A 13,912-nucleotide genomic window follows, 5' to 3' on the forward strand; every position below is an offset into this window, starting at 1 on the left:
AGATAAACGAGGGAAACCTCGAAAAATAAAAGGAGAATCCATCTAATGGTAAAATTGGTTTTTGCTCGCCACGGTGAGTCTGAATGGAACAAAGCTAACCTTTTCACTGGTTGGGCTGATGTTGATTTGTCTGATAAAGGAACACAACAAGCGATTGACGCTGGTAAATTGATCAAGGAAGCTGGTATCGAATTTGACCAAGCTTACACTTCAGTATTGAAACGTGCGATTAAAACAACAAATTTGGCTCTTGAAGCTGCTGACCAACTCTGGGTTCCAGTTGAAAAATCATGGCGCTTGAACGAACGTCACTACGGTGGTTTGACTGGTAAAAACAAAGCTGAAGCTGCTGAACAATTTGGTGATGAGCAAGTTCATATCTGGCGCCGTTCATACGATGTATTGCCTCCTGCGATGCCTCATGATGACGAATACTCAGCTCACACTGACCGCCGTTACGCTTCACTTGACGATTCAGTCATTCCAGATGCTGAAAACTTGAAAGTGACTTTGGAACGTGCCCTTCCATTCTGGGAAGATAAAATCGCTCCAGCACTTAAAGAGGGTAAAAACGTATTCGTAGGAGCTCACGGTAACTCAATCCGTGCCCTTGTAAAACACATCAAACAATTGTCTGATGACGAAATCATGGGTGTAGAAATCCCTAACTTCCCACCATTGGTATTCGAATTCGACGAAAAATTGAACGTAGTTTCTGAATACTACCTTGGAAAATAATCTATAAACAGAAAGCCTAGGAATTCCTAGGCTTTTTGTTTTTGCTTCTGGTTTCCAACTAGTTGAAAAAACGTTATAAATGATAGTAAAGAGTTACTTAATTGTAAGAAAGAGAGAAAGACGATGGCTTACAGGCTCTTTGTCAACTGTAGTGGGTTGATGAAAAGGGCTAGTAAGGTGAAACGATCTAATCGAGTGGTTATTCTAGGGTAATTAAAAACGATTTATCGTGCTGAAAATTTAGAAATGGCAGTACAAGCTTTAGAGAACTTTATCGCTGAATGGAAGCCAAAGTATAGGAAAGTCATAGAAAGTCTGGAGAATACGGATAATCTTTTAACTTTTTTCTAGTTTCCCTACCAAATTTGGCACAGCATTTATTCGACAAAGCTCATTGAGTCTCTCAACAAAGAAATTAAACGTCAAACGAAAAAGAAGGTTCTTTTTCCTAACGAAGAAGCCCTGGACCGTTACTTAGTTACTTTGTTTGAAGATTATAATTTCAAGCAAAGTCAACGAATCCATAAAGGGTTTGGTCAATGTTCTGACACACTTGAAAGCTTATTTGATTAGCACTCCATAACTCTACTTGAGTGTTTACACATAATTATTGACAGTATCTAAAGCGTTTTTAGTGTAATTCGTATATAGTTGTTGACAAAACATTTTAACAGTAAAAGAGTGCAACTTTATTTGTTCACTCTTTTTTTGCGTATAACAGAAAAATTTTTGATAAATAGAATAGTATTGCTACTTATTTATCAAAAATTTACGATGATTAGACGAAAGAATACTTTGCCCCAAAAATAGCATTTAGAAATATTTAGAAGATAAATAATGTGTCGCAATGCTCCAAATGGTTAGTTTTCTAAGTGTAAGCTTGTTCTTAGGGGCAGGTCATTATTCCTTTACTAAAGGTAAAGAAATGGTGACTTTTAAGCCTGGATGATTGTCTAAAAAAACAATTTCACCTTGATGTAATTTAATAATTTGTTTGGTGATAACTGTTCCCATACCATGTGATTCATAATTAGTTGATTTTTGATTTAGCTCAGTAATTTTTTGAGCTGTAATATCTCCTTGATCCGCAATGACGATGAGCACTTTATTATCAGATAATTGATAAGTCAGATCAATCTGGTTAGAGCCGCTGTGCATAATACTATTAAGCAAGAGATTTCTAAAAGCTCTTGCTAATAAAGTTACCTCTCCTTTTACCAACACTGTCTCGGCAGGCAAATCAAAATGAAGTGTAATTGTTTCATAATTATTCAATATATCGGCAATTACTGTTCGTAGGACAGTAACCAAATCAAGATTGGAAAATTCGGAGTGACGCTTTTGGTTATCCAATAAGTAGCTCATATTGAGATTAGAAATCATTTCTTTCATAGTTTGAATCTGATTTTCAATTTCCTCTGTCTGCTTTCCTTTGCCATATTGCTGCTCTAACTGACTGTTATAACCTGATATGAGCATAAGAGGATTGCGTAAATCATGACTGACCCCTCTAATCCATTGCTCTTTCATCGTGTTGCTTTCTTCCAAAATATGAGATGTCTCATTGAGAGCCGTCTTAATTTCAGAGAAATTTCCCTTTTCTTTAAGAACGATATTTTGACCTTGAGATAAAGAAGTGACAGCAGTAATAATCGGCTCCATCTCCTTTTTAATACGCAACTTTGATCGGCTCAAAAGAATAAAAATAAGTAAAAGAATAATACCCAAGAAAACAAGTCCCAAACTGAGAAAATTCCTAATAAATTGCGTATTAGCATAGAAATTAAATTTTGCTAAGGAATGCTTTTTAGGATAGCCCAAAACTAAAATTTGCTGACCACGTACATAGGAGAAAACAGGGTAATCTTCTAAATACCAACGTGAAAATTTAACCATATCAGCATTCGTATAATGCCTTTTGAGTCCTTTAGGTAAATGATAAGATTGGACAATATTGCCATCTTGATTCAGTACCATAGCCCAAGTATTTTGTTTATCCATTTCAATTTTGCTGCTTTTATCAAAATTGAAATTATTCTCTTGACTCGATTGAGCGATTTTAGTGTAAAGTAGTTCCGGTTTTTCCTTTCCATAGAAACTAAAATAGGCTGAGAAAACCAAACCATAAACAAAAACAAGTCCTATGATTAAAGCCAAGATTAATAGAACATACCTGGTTAATAACTTAGTAAAAAATTTAACGGTATCCATTTAATTCACCTTTAGTTTGTAACCCAAACCTTTAACCGTTATTAAGCTTTCTGGTTTAGAAGGATTGGCTTCAATCTTTTGTCGAATCTTACGAATATGAGCCATTAGGGTATTATCATAGCCTTGGTATTGTAATCCCCAGACCTTTTCTAAGAGTTGGTCAAAAGTGACAATGCGATTCTTATTATCATATAGGATCTTAAGAATACTGTATTCCTTAGCTGTCAGCTGAATCTCTAGTTTTCCTTTGGTAATCAAGGCTTGGCTAAAATTCACCTGGCAAGCAGGCAAAACAAGGGTATCTTCCTTTTCGGGATAGGCTCTTTTTAAGATGGAAAGAATACGCAATTCCAAATCTCTTGGACGGAAAGGCTTGATAATATAGTCATCTGCCCCTAACTCAAAGCCCTGATATTGTTTTTCTATATCGGAGATTGCCGACAAAAACAAAACAGGAACCATTGAAGTCTTACGGATGCCCTTTAAAACTTCAAATCCTGATCCTTCAGGCAGCATAATGTCTAAAATAACTAAATCAAAAGATTTTTCTTCAAATTGCTCCAAAGCTTCTTTTTGTGATTGTACACTTGTTAGATTGCTAAACCCAGCAATGCTCAATGATTCTTGCACTATTTCTAAAATTTCTGGGTTATCGTCTAAAATTAAGATCTTCTGTTCTTTATAATTCATACTATTACCTCAACAAGACTAGTATAACACATTGCTTCCTTGGTCAAGGACTTTAAAGTAAAAATTAAGGAAGAATTAAGGTAATGAACAGGTTAAAATAAAGGAGGTTCATTATAATGAAATAGCGAAAGGATATAACATCACTCTAAGATTTTTAAAGGAGAAAACAAATGAACAATTATATCGTTGAAACCAACCAATTAAGTAAGGATTTTTCAGGTGAAGTAGCCGTTAATCAGCTCTCTATTCATATTAGAAAAAATGAAATTTATGGTTTTTTGGGACCAAATGGTGCTGGTAAGAGTACTGCTATGAAAATGCTTTTAGGATTGTTGCAACCAAGCCACGGTTCCATTAAGCTCTTTGGAAAAACCTTTAACAGCAATCAAATATCACTTCTCTCAAATGTAGGTTCTCTCATTGAAGAGCCCTCTTACTATGCTAATTTGACCGGCTATGAAAATCTTGAAATTATCCAAAAATTGCTTAAATTACCAAAAAGAAATATTGATGAAGTTTTAAAGATTGTCAAACTTTTCGATCAAAAAGACAAGCTAGTTAAAAACTATTCACTAGGCATGAAACAACGTCTAGGAATTGCACTAGCCATTGTTAAATTTCCTAAATTACTGATTTTGGATGAGCCAACTAATGGTTTAGACCCTGCCGGTATTCAAGAAATTCGTGAGCTCATCAAGTCCTTGCCACAAAAATATGATATGACTATTATCGTTTCTAGCCATATTCTTTCAGAAATTGAACAGATGGCTACAACTGTTGGTATTGTCAATCATGGTCAATTACTTTTTGAAGGCCACCTATCTGACCTTGAAGAAGATGAAAAATATCTGTTTGAGACCAGTGATGATGTAACTGCTAAAAGAATACTAATGTTCAATGGTTTTAATTTGGATGATGACAAAAAATTGATTGTCAACGATAACAATAAAGTTAATATAGCCACTGCTATTCGACTCTTAGTTGAAAATGATGTTGATATTTATCAAGTTCGTATGGTTCGTCGATCGCTGGAAGATGTTTTCCTTGATATGACAGGACGGGAAGGAAGTGTTTTGTAATGCTAAATTTACAATTAGAATTTATCAAATTAAAAAGACGTTCTTTCTTGCTATCTTTGATTGCTATTGTAGCAGTGGGCCTGATTTGGAGTGGCGTTGTTATCAAATATGAATTACCTAAAACGCATGAGGCCTATAATGCCATTTATACCATGACTTACTTGAATGATGTTATTTTGCCACTTTTCATTGCAGTTTTAGCGTCTAGACTACTGGAATTGGAACATCTAGGCAAAACTTTTAAACTCTTGCAAACTAGTAACGAAAGTCCTTGGCAACTTTTTAAAGCTAAATTGACTGTGATGGCTATTTTTGCCTTTGTTGTCAGTTTGATTCAAACGATTTTTCTGAAATTTATTATTCAAGGCATGCAGGTCAGTGTGACATCTGTTTCATTGAGTCTCTTTTTGTCCACAACTTTTTTGGTTTGTCTCTTTCTGTCTTGTTTACATCTTTGCTTAGCTTTTATCTATCCAAAGCCAAGTGTGACAGTGGTAACAGGCTTAATTGGTTCCTTCCTGTCATTTGTAGGTATCAGTGCGTTACCATTTCCTATTCGTATTTTCATTCCTTGGCAATATTTCTCTATGATGGGAATCGCTAAACGGGTGGCTGGAACTAACACTTATCTTTTTCAATATGATAATGCTTATCCCTTTAAATTAGTTACATTATTGCTTATCATTTTTTTAAGCATCTTTGTCAGTAAGAAACTCATTGGAAAGGCGGATCTATTATGATTACTTTTGAATTTAAAAAAATAAAAAAAAGTGCTATTCCGATAACGCTAATCTTCTTTAACCTTGTTGGGTCCTTATTGGGAACAATGATTTTTGCCCTCAACCGAAAAGTTCTCTTAGATGGTACACAAGCTCACGTCCTTTGGGGACAAACAGTTTTCTACTCCTCGCAGATATTTACTCCTATTCTGATCGGGATTATCTGTTCCATCAGTTGTCAATTCGAGGAAAGTAATAAAAACTGGCAGCGCTTATTAAGTATTCCGGTTAAAGCCAATCGTATCATTTTATCAAAAATCACCAGCTTGTCACTAGTCATGGCTATTAGTCAACTGATAGTTCTTCTCTTTTATATTATCAGCGCTTTGGTTTTGAAGGTACCTTTTGCAAATTATCTACTGGACTTTTTGCTTTGGTCTATCACAGGTTGGATAGCAACCATTACTATTGTCACCATTCAAATTTTTCTTAGTATTCGCTTAAAAAATTTCGCAGTGCCTATTCTTATATCAGCTATTTTGGCTATGGCAGGACTTATGACCCTCTTTATTGGACAAGGTCTTTTTAGAATTTTCCCTTATGCTCAGATTGCTGTTGGTGATCGAGCTCGTTCCTTAGTCCCTTTTACCTTATCTGAATTTATCCTTTTCTTAGTTGTCAATAGTGCTTATATTTTTGTCTTCTATACCTTAGCAGTTAGACAGCTTAAAAAGAGATTTATTTAATCTCATTTATAGTGAAAAACATGAAAAAAGCAAAGAACTATCGTAATTGTTATACAATTAATGATCAGCAAATAAACAGTGGGATCTTTGTCAACTGTAGTGGGTTGATGAAAAGTTATAACCTGGAGAGGACCAAATTGGTTCTCTCCTTTTTGATGTTCAAAGCAATGAGAATTCTAGTTTTAAAGTTGTCAAAGTTCCGGAAGCCAAAAGCATTTCGCTTGATGACTTTGATAAGATTATTGGTAGCCTCTAGTTTTACGTTTGAGTAGGGAAGTTCCAGTGCATTCATGATCTTGTCTTTATCTTTCAAAAAGGTCTTGAAAACAGTTTGAAAAATAGGATTTACAGAAGAAGTTGTTTCTTCAATAAGACTAAAGAAATGTTCCGTTTGTTTCTCTTGAAAATGAAAGAGTAGGAGTTGATAGAGATTATAGTGCTGTCTAAGTTCTTGAGAGTATGAAAGCAGCTTTTCTAGAACCTCTTTATTGGTCAAGTGTGACCGAAAAGTTGGTCGATAAAATCGTTTATCACTGAGTTTACGGCTATCCTGTTGAATGAGTTTCCAGTAACGTTTCAGTGCTTTATATTCGTGCGATCTCCGATCAAACTGATTCATGATTTGGATGCGAAGGTGGTTCATAGCTCGACTGAGATGCTGGACAATGTGAAAGCGGTCGAGGACGATTTTAGCAGAAGGAAATAGTTTTCTGGCAATATCGTAGTAGGGACTAAACATGTCCATGGTAATGACTTTCACACGACTTCTCACCTGTCTAGAATAACGAAGGAAATGATTGCGAATAGTTGCTTGAGTCCGTCCATTATCGTAGTCCTGTGCAATAAAGCTCATCTTACCTTTCTTGAAGCTGTACTCATCCCAGCTCATGTGTTCTGGAAGGTGGTTAAGATCAGACTTGACCTCGAACTCTTTCAATTTACGGATGACTGTCGAAGTAGAGACCGATAAACTTTCGGCGATAGCAGTCATAGGGACTTTCTCGATTAATTTTTGAGTGATTTTCTGGTTGACGATCGTTGAGATTTGGTAGTTCTTTTTGACTAAGGAAGTCTCTGCGACAGCTATTTTTCCGCATACTTTACAACGAAAACGGCGTTTTCTCAATCGAATAAGAGTTTTGTATCCCGCACACTCTAGATAGGGAATTTTAGATTCTTTTTGGAAGTCATATTTAGCCATTTGTCCTTGACAATCGAGATACTTAGGAGCAGGATAATCTAGCTTAGCGATGATTTCTTTATGTGTTCCAGCATCCAGATAATCCAAGATTATGATGTTCTTGTCTTTAATTCCGAGTATGTTTGTGATAAAATTTAATTGTTCCATAAGATTCTTTCTAATGAGGGTTTGGTCACTTTTTCATTATAGGTCTTATGGGGCTTTTTTTGTTTTTGCTTCTAGTTTCCAACTAGTTGAAAAAGCGTTATAATGATAGTAAAGAGTGACTTAATTGTAAGAAAGAGAGAAGGACAATGGCTTATATTGAAATGAAACACAGCTACAAGCGTTACCAGGTTGGGGATACGGAGATTGTGGCTAATCGTGATGTGAATTTTGAAATTGAAAAGGGGGAGCTGGTTATTATCCTTGGCGCATCAGGTGCTGGAAAATCAACCGTTCTCAATCTCCTAGGAGGTATGGATACCAATGATAAGGGGGAGATTTGGATTGATGGTGCCAATATTGCCAACTATAGTTCGCACCAACGAACAAACTATCGTCGTGAAGATGTAGGCTTCGTTTTTCAATTTTACAATCTAGTCTCTAATCTGACAGCCAAGGAAAACGTGGAGTTGGCCTCAGAAATCGTAGCGGATGCCTTGGATCCAGAGCAAGTGCTAAATGACGTAGGGTTAGGTCATCGCCTCAATAACTTTCCAGCCCAGCTTTCTGGAGGGGAGCAACAGCGAGTCTCCATTGCACGCGCTGTAGCCAAAAATCCTAAGATCCTCCTCTGTGATGAACCGACGGGTGCCTTGGATTACCAAACGGGGAAGCAAGTCTTGAAGATTCTCCAAGACATGTCTCGTCAAAAAGGAGCGACGGTGATTATCGTGACCCACAATGGCGCGCTAGCCCCTATTGCGGATCGGGTGATTCACATGCGTGATGCCACGGTTAAGAGTGTGACGATTAATGAGCATCCGCAGGATATTGATACGTTGGAGTATTAGCATGAAAAAAACATACCGAAAAGACCTACTCCAGTCGGTAACTGCTTCTAAGGGACGCTTTGTTTCTATCTTGACCTTGATGATGCTGGGTTCCCTGGCCCTAGTAGGTCTTAAAGTAGCCAGTCCAAACATGGAACGTACGGCAGAAGATTATCTCCGTAAAGCTAATACTCTGGATCTGGCCGTGATAGCTGATTATGGCTTGGGCAAAGAAGACCAAGACGAACTAAAGACACTTCAAGGAGCAAGTGTTGAGTTTGGCTATATGGCAGACTTAACCGTTGAAAATAGTGAAGAAGCGGTTCGACTTTATTCCAAACCAGAGAGCATTTCAACCTTCCAAGTGACAGAAGGGCGACTGCCAGAAGCTAATGAGGAAATTGCCTTGGCTGATTTCTGGAAAGACCGTTATCAGATTGGAGAGACCATTACCTTTAGCAAGAAAGAAGAAAAGTCCGTCCTAAAATCCCAAACTTTCACAATTACTGGATTTGTTCAGTCAGGTGAAATCCTTTCTAAAAAAGACTTAGGGAGTGCTAGTAGTGGAAATGGAAGCTTGGCTGGTTATGGAGTGATTTTACCCAGTCAGTTTGATACAGATGTTTATAGTATTGCGCGTGTGCGCTATGATGATTTAAAAAATCTGGATGCTTTTTCATCAGACTATAAGAGGAAACGAACCCAACACCAGGAAGAGTTGCAAGACTTACTTGCTGATAATGGTCAAAAAAGATTGGTAAGTATCAAAACAAATGGGCAAAAGAGCCTGGAAGAGGGGAAAGAACAGCTCCAAACAGCTGAAAGCAACCTTGAAAATGGCAAGAGTCAGTTAGAGCAGGCTGAAAATCGCTTGAAAACGCAAGAAGAACAAGCGACCGCTTTACCAGAACCACAAAAGAGTCAAGCCAAGGGACAGCTGACAAAAGCTAAGGAAGAATTGGCGACAAAAAAAGAAAAGCTGGCTCAGACAGAGAGTGATCTATCTAAGGAAAAAGAGAAGCTAGAACAGCGCCAGAAAGAGCTTGATGAACTGGCAGAGCCGAAATACCACGTATACAATCGCCAAACCATGCCAGGTGGACAAGGTTACCTCATGTACAGCAATGCATCATCAAGCATTCGTTCAGTCGGAAATATCTTTCCAGTGGTGCTTTATATGGTCGCTGCAATGGTGACCTTTACAACAATGACTCGCTTTGTAGATGAGGAGCGCACCAATGCTGGTATTTTCAAGGCCTTGGGTTACCGCAACCGAGATATTGTTGCCAAGTTTGTCCTCTATGGTTTTCTTGCAGGAACTGTGGGAACCATTATAGGAACACTTCTTGGACATTATCTCCTTGCAGGGGTGATTTCAGATGTTATAACAGCTGGGATGGTTGTTGGAAAAAGTCACGAGTATTTCTATTGGTCTTATAGTCTCCTTGCCCTAGCTTTAAGTTGGGTATCCAGCGTTTTGCCGGCTTATCTGGTGGCGCGAAGGGAATTACACGATGAAGCAGCCCAACTCTTACTTCCAAAACCTCCCGTTAAGGGATCAAAGATTTTGCTGGAACGACTGAGCTTTATTTGGAGTCGTTTGAGTTTTACTCATAAGGTTACGGCGCGAAATATTTTCCGATATAAGCAACGGATGTTGATGACCATTTTTGGAGTTGTAGGTTCGGTGGCTCTCCTATTTGCAGGTCTCGGCATTCAGTCATCTGTTGGAGGAGTTGTCGAGCGCCAATTTGAAAAAATCCAGCAATACCAGATGATTGTAGCGGAAAAGAGCAGTGCGAGTGAACAAGAAAAAACAGATCTAGAAAGTGCCTTGCAAGCTGAATCGATCCACGCTTATCAAAAGATTTACTCTAAATCCATTGAAAAAGATTTTAAAGGAAAAGCAGGACTTCAAACCATCACCATGATGGTCACAAACAGAGAAGACTTCAAGCCCTTTATCGTATTAGAGGAAAATGGGCAAGAGGTGCAGGTCACTGATGGAGCAGTCGTGAGTCAAAAATTAGCCCAACTAGCAGATGTTAATGTTGGAGATAAGCTAGAGCTTGATGGGAAAGAAATCAAGGTCTCGGCGATTTCTGAAAATTATGTTGGACACTTTGTTTATCTCAACCGAGCGACTTACGAACAAGTCTACGGCACCAGTCCGCAAGACAATACCTACCTAGTAAAATTAAAAGAGCCAACACCTTCCAATACGGAGAAAGAAGCTGCTACCTTCATGAAAAAAGCTGCTGTTTCTGGGGTCGTCCAAAATGCGACGGCCATCCATCTCTTTGAATCTGTAGCTAGTTCGCTCAATAAAACTATGGCCATCCTTGTCCTTGTTTCGGTTTTACTAGCCATTGTCATTCTCTACAATCTCACTAACATCAATGTGGCAGAACGTATTCGTGAACTTTCCACTATTAAGGTTCTTGGTTTCCACAATAAAGAAGTGACCCTCTATATCTACCGTGAGACCATGGTGCTGTCCCTTGTGGGAATTGCTCTCGGTTTGGTAGCTGGCCACTATTTACATCAATTTTTGATTCAAATGATTTCACCTGCCACCATACTTTTTTATCCTCAGGTCAGCTGGGAAGTCTATGCTCTTCCAATCGTCGCAGTGACTGTAATCTTAACCTTACTGGGCGTCTTTGTCAATCACCACTTGAGAAAAGTGGATATGCTCGAAGCCCTGAAATCAGTAGAGTAATTCAAGGTTTTAAATAGTAAATCAGTTGACAAAGTCCCTGCTTCTTGGTAGAATAAGAATTGTCGTAAAGACAAATAACTTCTTCTTGGTTACAGGCATGCCAACCTGTCACTCGGATGAAGCCAAATAAAAAGGAGAAATATCATGGCAATCTCAAAAGAGAAAAAAAATGAAATCATCGCACAATATGCACGTCACGAAGGTGATACAGGTTCAGTAGAGGTTCAAGTTGCTGTCCTTACTTGGGAAATCAACCACCTTAACGAACACATCAAACAACACAAAAAAGACCACGCTACTTACCGTGGATTGATGAAGAAAATCGGTCGCCGTCGTAACTTGCTTGCATACTTGCGTAAAAACGACGTTAACCGTTACCGTGAGTTGATCAACTCTCTCGGACTTCGCCGTTAATCATGATGCTAAGGGCGTAAGAAATCCGTATGAAAATAGGGAAAGGACACAGTGTTCGATGAACACAAGGAGTTTCATCTTTTTCACTAGGATTTTAGCCCGAGCTCAAATTGGCTCTCTGATTTCAGGGAGCTTTTTTCTATCTACTTTTAGGCCGTGTTCAATTGAGCATATCTTGATAATGAAGCTACTCTAAATTGGGTAGCTTTTTTACTTTTGTCACCTTACCTCTATATACTCAAGTATTATCTTTGGTTACGGGCCCTAGCACTGTAAGGTAAAATAAACCAGATCATCTCCCTACGGGGAGATTTTTTTGTACAATCTTCGGCTTGTCGCCTAGTCTATAAACGGTTTATCCAGCAAGAATCAAAATGCTAAGGGTATTAAAAATCCGTATGAAAATAGGGAAACAACACCGTGTTCGATGAACACAAGGAGTTTCATCTTTTTCGCTAGGATTTTAGCCTAAGCTCAAATCAGCTCTCTGACTTCAGAGGGCTTTTTCTATATATGTTTCTATCCTTGTTCATCTAATAGAAATATGGTATACTTTTCATGAGAATTTTCTAAATTTTTATGATTCTATCAAGGAGGATTGCATGCTTTCCAAATTTTCTGGAAGCCGACGGGACCTGCAATTTGTGTTACTTTTAGGTGTTTTGCTAGCTGTTTTAGGGATTTCGCTCTTTCTAGCTGTTTCTATGGGGTCTGTTGCGATTGATCTAGGAGATACCTATCGGATCATTTTGAGCAGATTGGGATTTCCTCTTGAGATAGGAGAGGTTTCTAAGTCAACTCTTGCCATTGTATGGAACATGAGATTCCCCCGAGTATTGTTAGGCCTGATAGTAGGGGCTGGTCTTTCCATGTGTGGTAGCGTGATGCAGTCCACGGTAAACAACCCTATCGCTGAGCCCTATGTCTTAGGCATCTCTGCGGGTGCAACTCTAGGGGCAACTTTGAGCATCATTCTTGGTTTAAAATTGGTGATTAGCCTTGGAGCTTTCCTTGGAGCTATTTTGGCAACAATCGCTGTCCTCATCATTGCCTCTATGCAGGGAAGGACGACGACTTCTAGTCTGATCTTATCAGGAACGGTGGTCAATGCTCTCTTTCTGGCATTTTCCAACTTTATTATCTCAGTTGGCGCTAATGCGGACAGTGTGATGACCATTAAGTTTTGGACCATGGGTTCACTTGCAGGGACTACCTGGTCTGACTTAGTCCTGCCAACTATAGTAGTAGGATTGGCTTTTCTATTTTTCTCTACTCAGTATCGTGTTTTTAATGCGATGATGATGGGAGATGAGGCTGCTTTAACTTTGGGGATTCCCTTACGCTTCTATTGGTATCTTTATGTGACCATGGTGGCTGTGCTGACAGCAGTCTTAGTGGCAACCTGTGGGATTATTGGATTTGTTGGACTGATTACTCCTCACTTAGCTCGAGGGTTAGTAGGAACGAATTACAGGAGACTTTTTCCCGTTGCGACCTTACTGGGTGCCCTCTTTGTCGTCTGGGCAGATGTACTCTCTCGTGTCATCATTCCCAATGCTGAGCTGCCGATTGGTATTTTCTCAGCCTTAGTAGGTGCTCCCTTCTTTATCTACATTGTTGGAGCTAGGCGAAGGGAGGTGAGGGTCTGATATGGACTTGATTTGTCAGGATGTTCACTTTGGACTAGGAGAGAAAAAAATCCTCAAAGGAGTTTCTCTTAAGGTTGAGGGGCATCAATTTCATACGATATTAGGGCCAAATGGAAGTGGAAAAACCAGCCTGCTTAAACTCCTCTATCGTCAGGAAAAGGCGGACAAAGGCTTGATAAGCCTAGATGGAAAGCCGCTGGAGCATTGGTCACTCAAAGAAACAGCTAAGCAAATGGCGGTTGTCACTCAGTTTAATCAATTGCAGTTTGATTGTACAGTTGAGGAAATTGTCTTGCTGGGAAGAACGCCCCACCTGTCTTTTTTACAGAAAGAAAGGGAAAGGGATTATAGGCTCGTTCAAGATGCCCTCGATAAGGTGGGTATGCTCGAGAAGAAAACTCGTCTCTATTCGTCTCTTTCAGGTGGGGAGAAACAGCGAGTCTTATTAGCACGCGCCTTGGCGCAAGAACCGACTCTCTTGCTTCTGGACGAACCAACCAATCACCTGGATATCAAGTACCAGTTAGACTTGTTGGCCATTGTGAAGAATCTCAAGGTCAATGTTCTAGCTGTCCTACATGACATTCAACTTGCTTGTCGCTATTCGGATTATCTCTATCTGATGAAGGAGGGGGAAATCCTTTACCAAGGGACTCCAAAGGAGACTATCACCCCTGAGTCATTGCAAACTGTGTATGGCGTTCAAAGTCAGGTTACTTGGACCGAGGATCAGCAAGCTATGATTCACTATTTATAAAAATGAAAAGGA

General features: G+C 38.9%; 12 protein-coding genes and 1 pseudogene. 10 read left to right on the top strand and 3 right to left on the bottom strand.

The window, feature by feature from the left end; all coding sequences use genetic code 11:
- The first annotated feature begins 45 nt into the window (after positions 1 to 45).
- Together I2H52_RS00750 and I2H52_RS00755 are read left to right on the top strand one after the other, a co-directional pair.
- Positions 46 to 738, top strand: coding sequence for a phosphoglycerate mutase (locus I2H52_RS00750; protein WP_195593696.1), 693 nt, complete (start codon positions 46 to 48; stop codon positions 736 to 738).
- Between the two features lie 168 nt (positions 739 to 906).
- A pseudogene (locus I2H52_RS00755) lies at positions 907 to 1,311 on the top strand (transposase); the annotation flags it as partial.
- A 327-nt stretch (positions 1,312 to 1,638) separates the two neighbouring features.
- On the opposite strand, the gene I2H52_RS00760 reads toward I2H52_RS00755, so the two are convergent.
- On the bottom strand, positions 1,639 to 2,949 hold the full coding sequence (locus I2H52_RS00760) for a sensor histidine kinase (RefSeq protein WP_000381905.1): 1,311 nt from the start codon (positions 2,947 to 2,949) through the stop codon (positions 1,639 to 1,641).
- A complete protein-coding gene (locus tag I2H52_RS00765) occupies positions 2,950 to 3,639 on the bottom strand; it encodes a response regulator transcription factor (RefSeq protein WP_195593699.1) in 690 nt (229 codons plus the stop codon).
- Between the two features lie 170 nt (positions 3,640 to 3,809).
- On the opposite strand from I2H52_RS00765, the gene I2H52_RS00770 reads away from it, so the two are divergent.
- Genes I2H52_RS00770 through I2H52_RS00780 form a run of 3 tightly spaced genes read left to right on the top strand, consistent with a single transcriptional unit; the run spans position 3,810 to position 6,183 of the window.
- Positions 3,810 to 4,718: an ABC transporter ATP-binding protein gene (locus I2H52_RS00770; protein ID WP_195593703.1), complete on the top strand. Its 909-nt coding sequence runs from the start codon at positions 3,810 to 3,812 to the stop codon at positions 4,716 to 4,718.
- Positions 4,718 to 5,458, top strand: coding sequence for an ABC transporter permease (locus I2H52_RS00775; protein ID WP_195593707.1), 741 nt, complete (start codon positions 4,718 to 4,720; stop codon positions 5,456 to 5,458). Before I2H52_RS00770 ends, I2H52_RS00775 begins: the two co-directional genes overlap by 1 nt.
- Positions 5,455 to 6,183 (top strand): ABC transporter permease, encoded by a 729-nt coding sequence (locus I2H52_RS00780; RefSeq protein WP_003703144.1) that lies wholly within the window; start codon positions 5,455 to 5,457, stop codon positions 6,181 to 6,183. The genes I2H52_RS00775 and I2H52_RS00780 overlap by 4 nt, the downstream gene beginning before the upstream one ends.
- 115 nt (positions 6,184 to 6,298) lie before the next feature.
- On the opposite strand, the gene I2H52_RS00785 is transcribed toward I2H52_RS00780, so the two are convergent.
- A complete protein-coding gene (locus I2H52_RS00785) occupies positions 6,299 to 7,531 on the bottom strand; it encodes an ISL3 family transposase (RefSeq protein ID WP_195593710.1) in 1,233 nt (410 codons plus the stop codon).
- Between the two features lie 146 nt (positions 7,532 to 7,677).
- On the opposite strand from I2H52_RS00785, the gene I2H52_RS00790 reads away from it, so the two are divergent.
- The 5 genes from I2H52_RS00790 to I2H52_RS00810 all read left to right on the top strand — a co-directional run bounded on the left by I2H52_RS00790 (position 7,678) and on the right by I2H52_RS00810 (position 13,900).
- The gene (locus I2H52_RS00790) at positions 7,678 to 8,379 is read left to right on the top strand and encodes an ABC transporter ATP-binding protein (RefSeq protein ID WP_195593713.1); all 702 of its coding nucleotides are present in this window, start codon (positions 7,678 to 7,680) and stop codon (positions 8,377 to 8,379) included.
- 1 nt (position 8,380) lies between these two features.
- Positions 8,381 to 11,080 carry an ABC transporter permease gene (locus I2H52_RS00795; protein WP_229104467.1) on the top strand — a complete coding sequence of 900 codons (2,700 nt, stop codon included), beginning with the start codon at positions 8,381 to 8,383 and terminating at the stop codon, positions 11,078 to 11,080.
- 144 nt (positions 11,081 to 11,224) lie between these two features.
- Positions 11,225 to 11,494 (top strand): 30S ribosomal protein S15, encoded by a 270-nt coding sequence (gene rpsO / locus I2H52_RS00800; RefSeq protein ID WP_001018251.1) that lies wholly within the window; start codon positions 11,225 to 11,227, stop codon positions 11,492 to 11,494.
- Between the two features lie 602 nt (positions 11,495 to 12,096).
- Positions 12,097 to 13,143 (top strand): FecCD family ABC transporter permease, encoded by a 1,047-nt coding sequence (locus I2H52_RS00805; RefSeq protein WP_195593715.1) that lies wholly within the window; start codon positions 12,097 to 12,099, stop codon positions 13,141 to 13,143.
- 1 nt (position 13,144) lies between these two features.
- Positions 13,145 to 13,900 carry an ABC transporter ATP-binding protein gene (locus tag I2H52_RS00810; protein WP_195593718.1) on the top strand — a complete coding sequence of 252 codons (756 nt, stop codon included), beginning with the start codon at positions 13,145 to 13,147 and terminating at the stop codon, positions 13,898 to 13,900.
- Positions 13,901 to 13,912: the final 12 nt, after the last annotated feature.

The organism is Streptococcus oralis, from assembly GCF_015561235.1.
Classification (GTDB): domain Bacteria; phylum Bacillota; class Bacilli; order Lactobacillales; family Streptococcaceae; genus Streptococcus; species Streptococcus oralis_BK.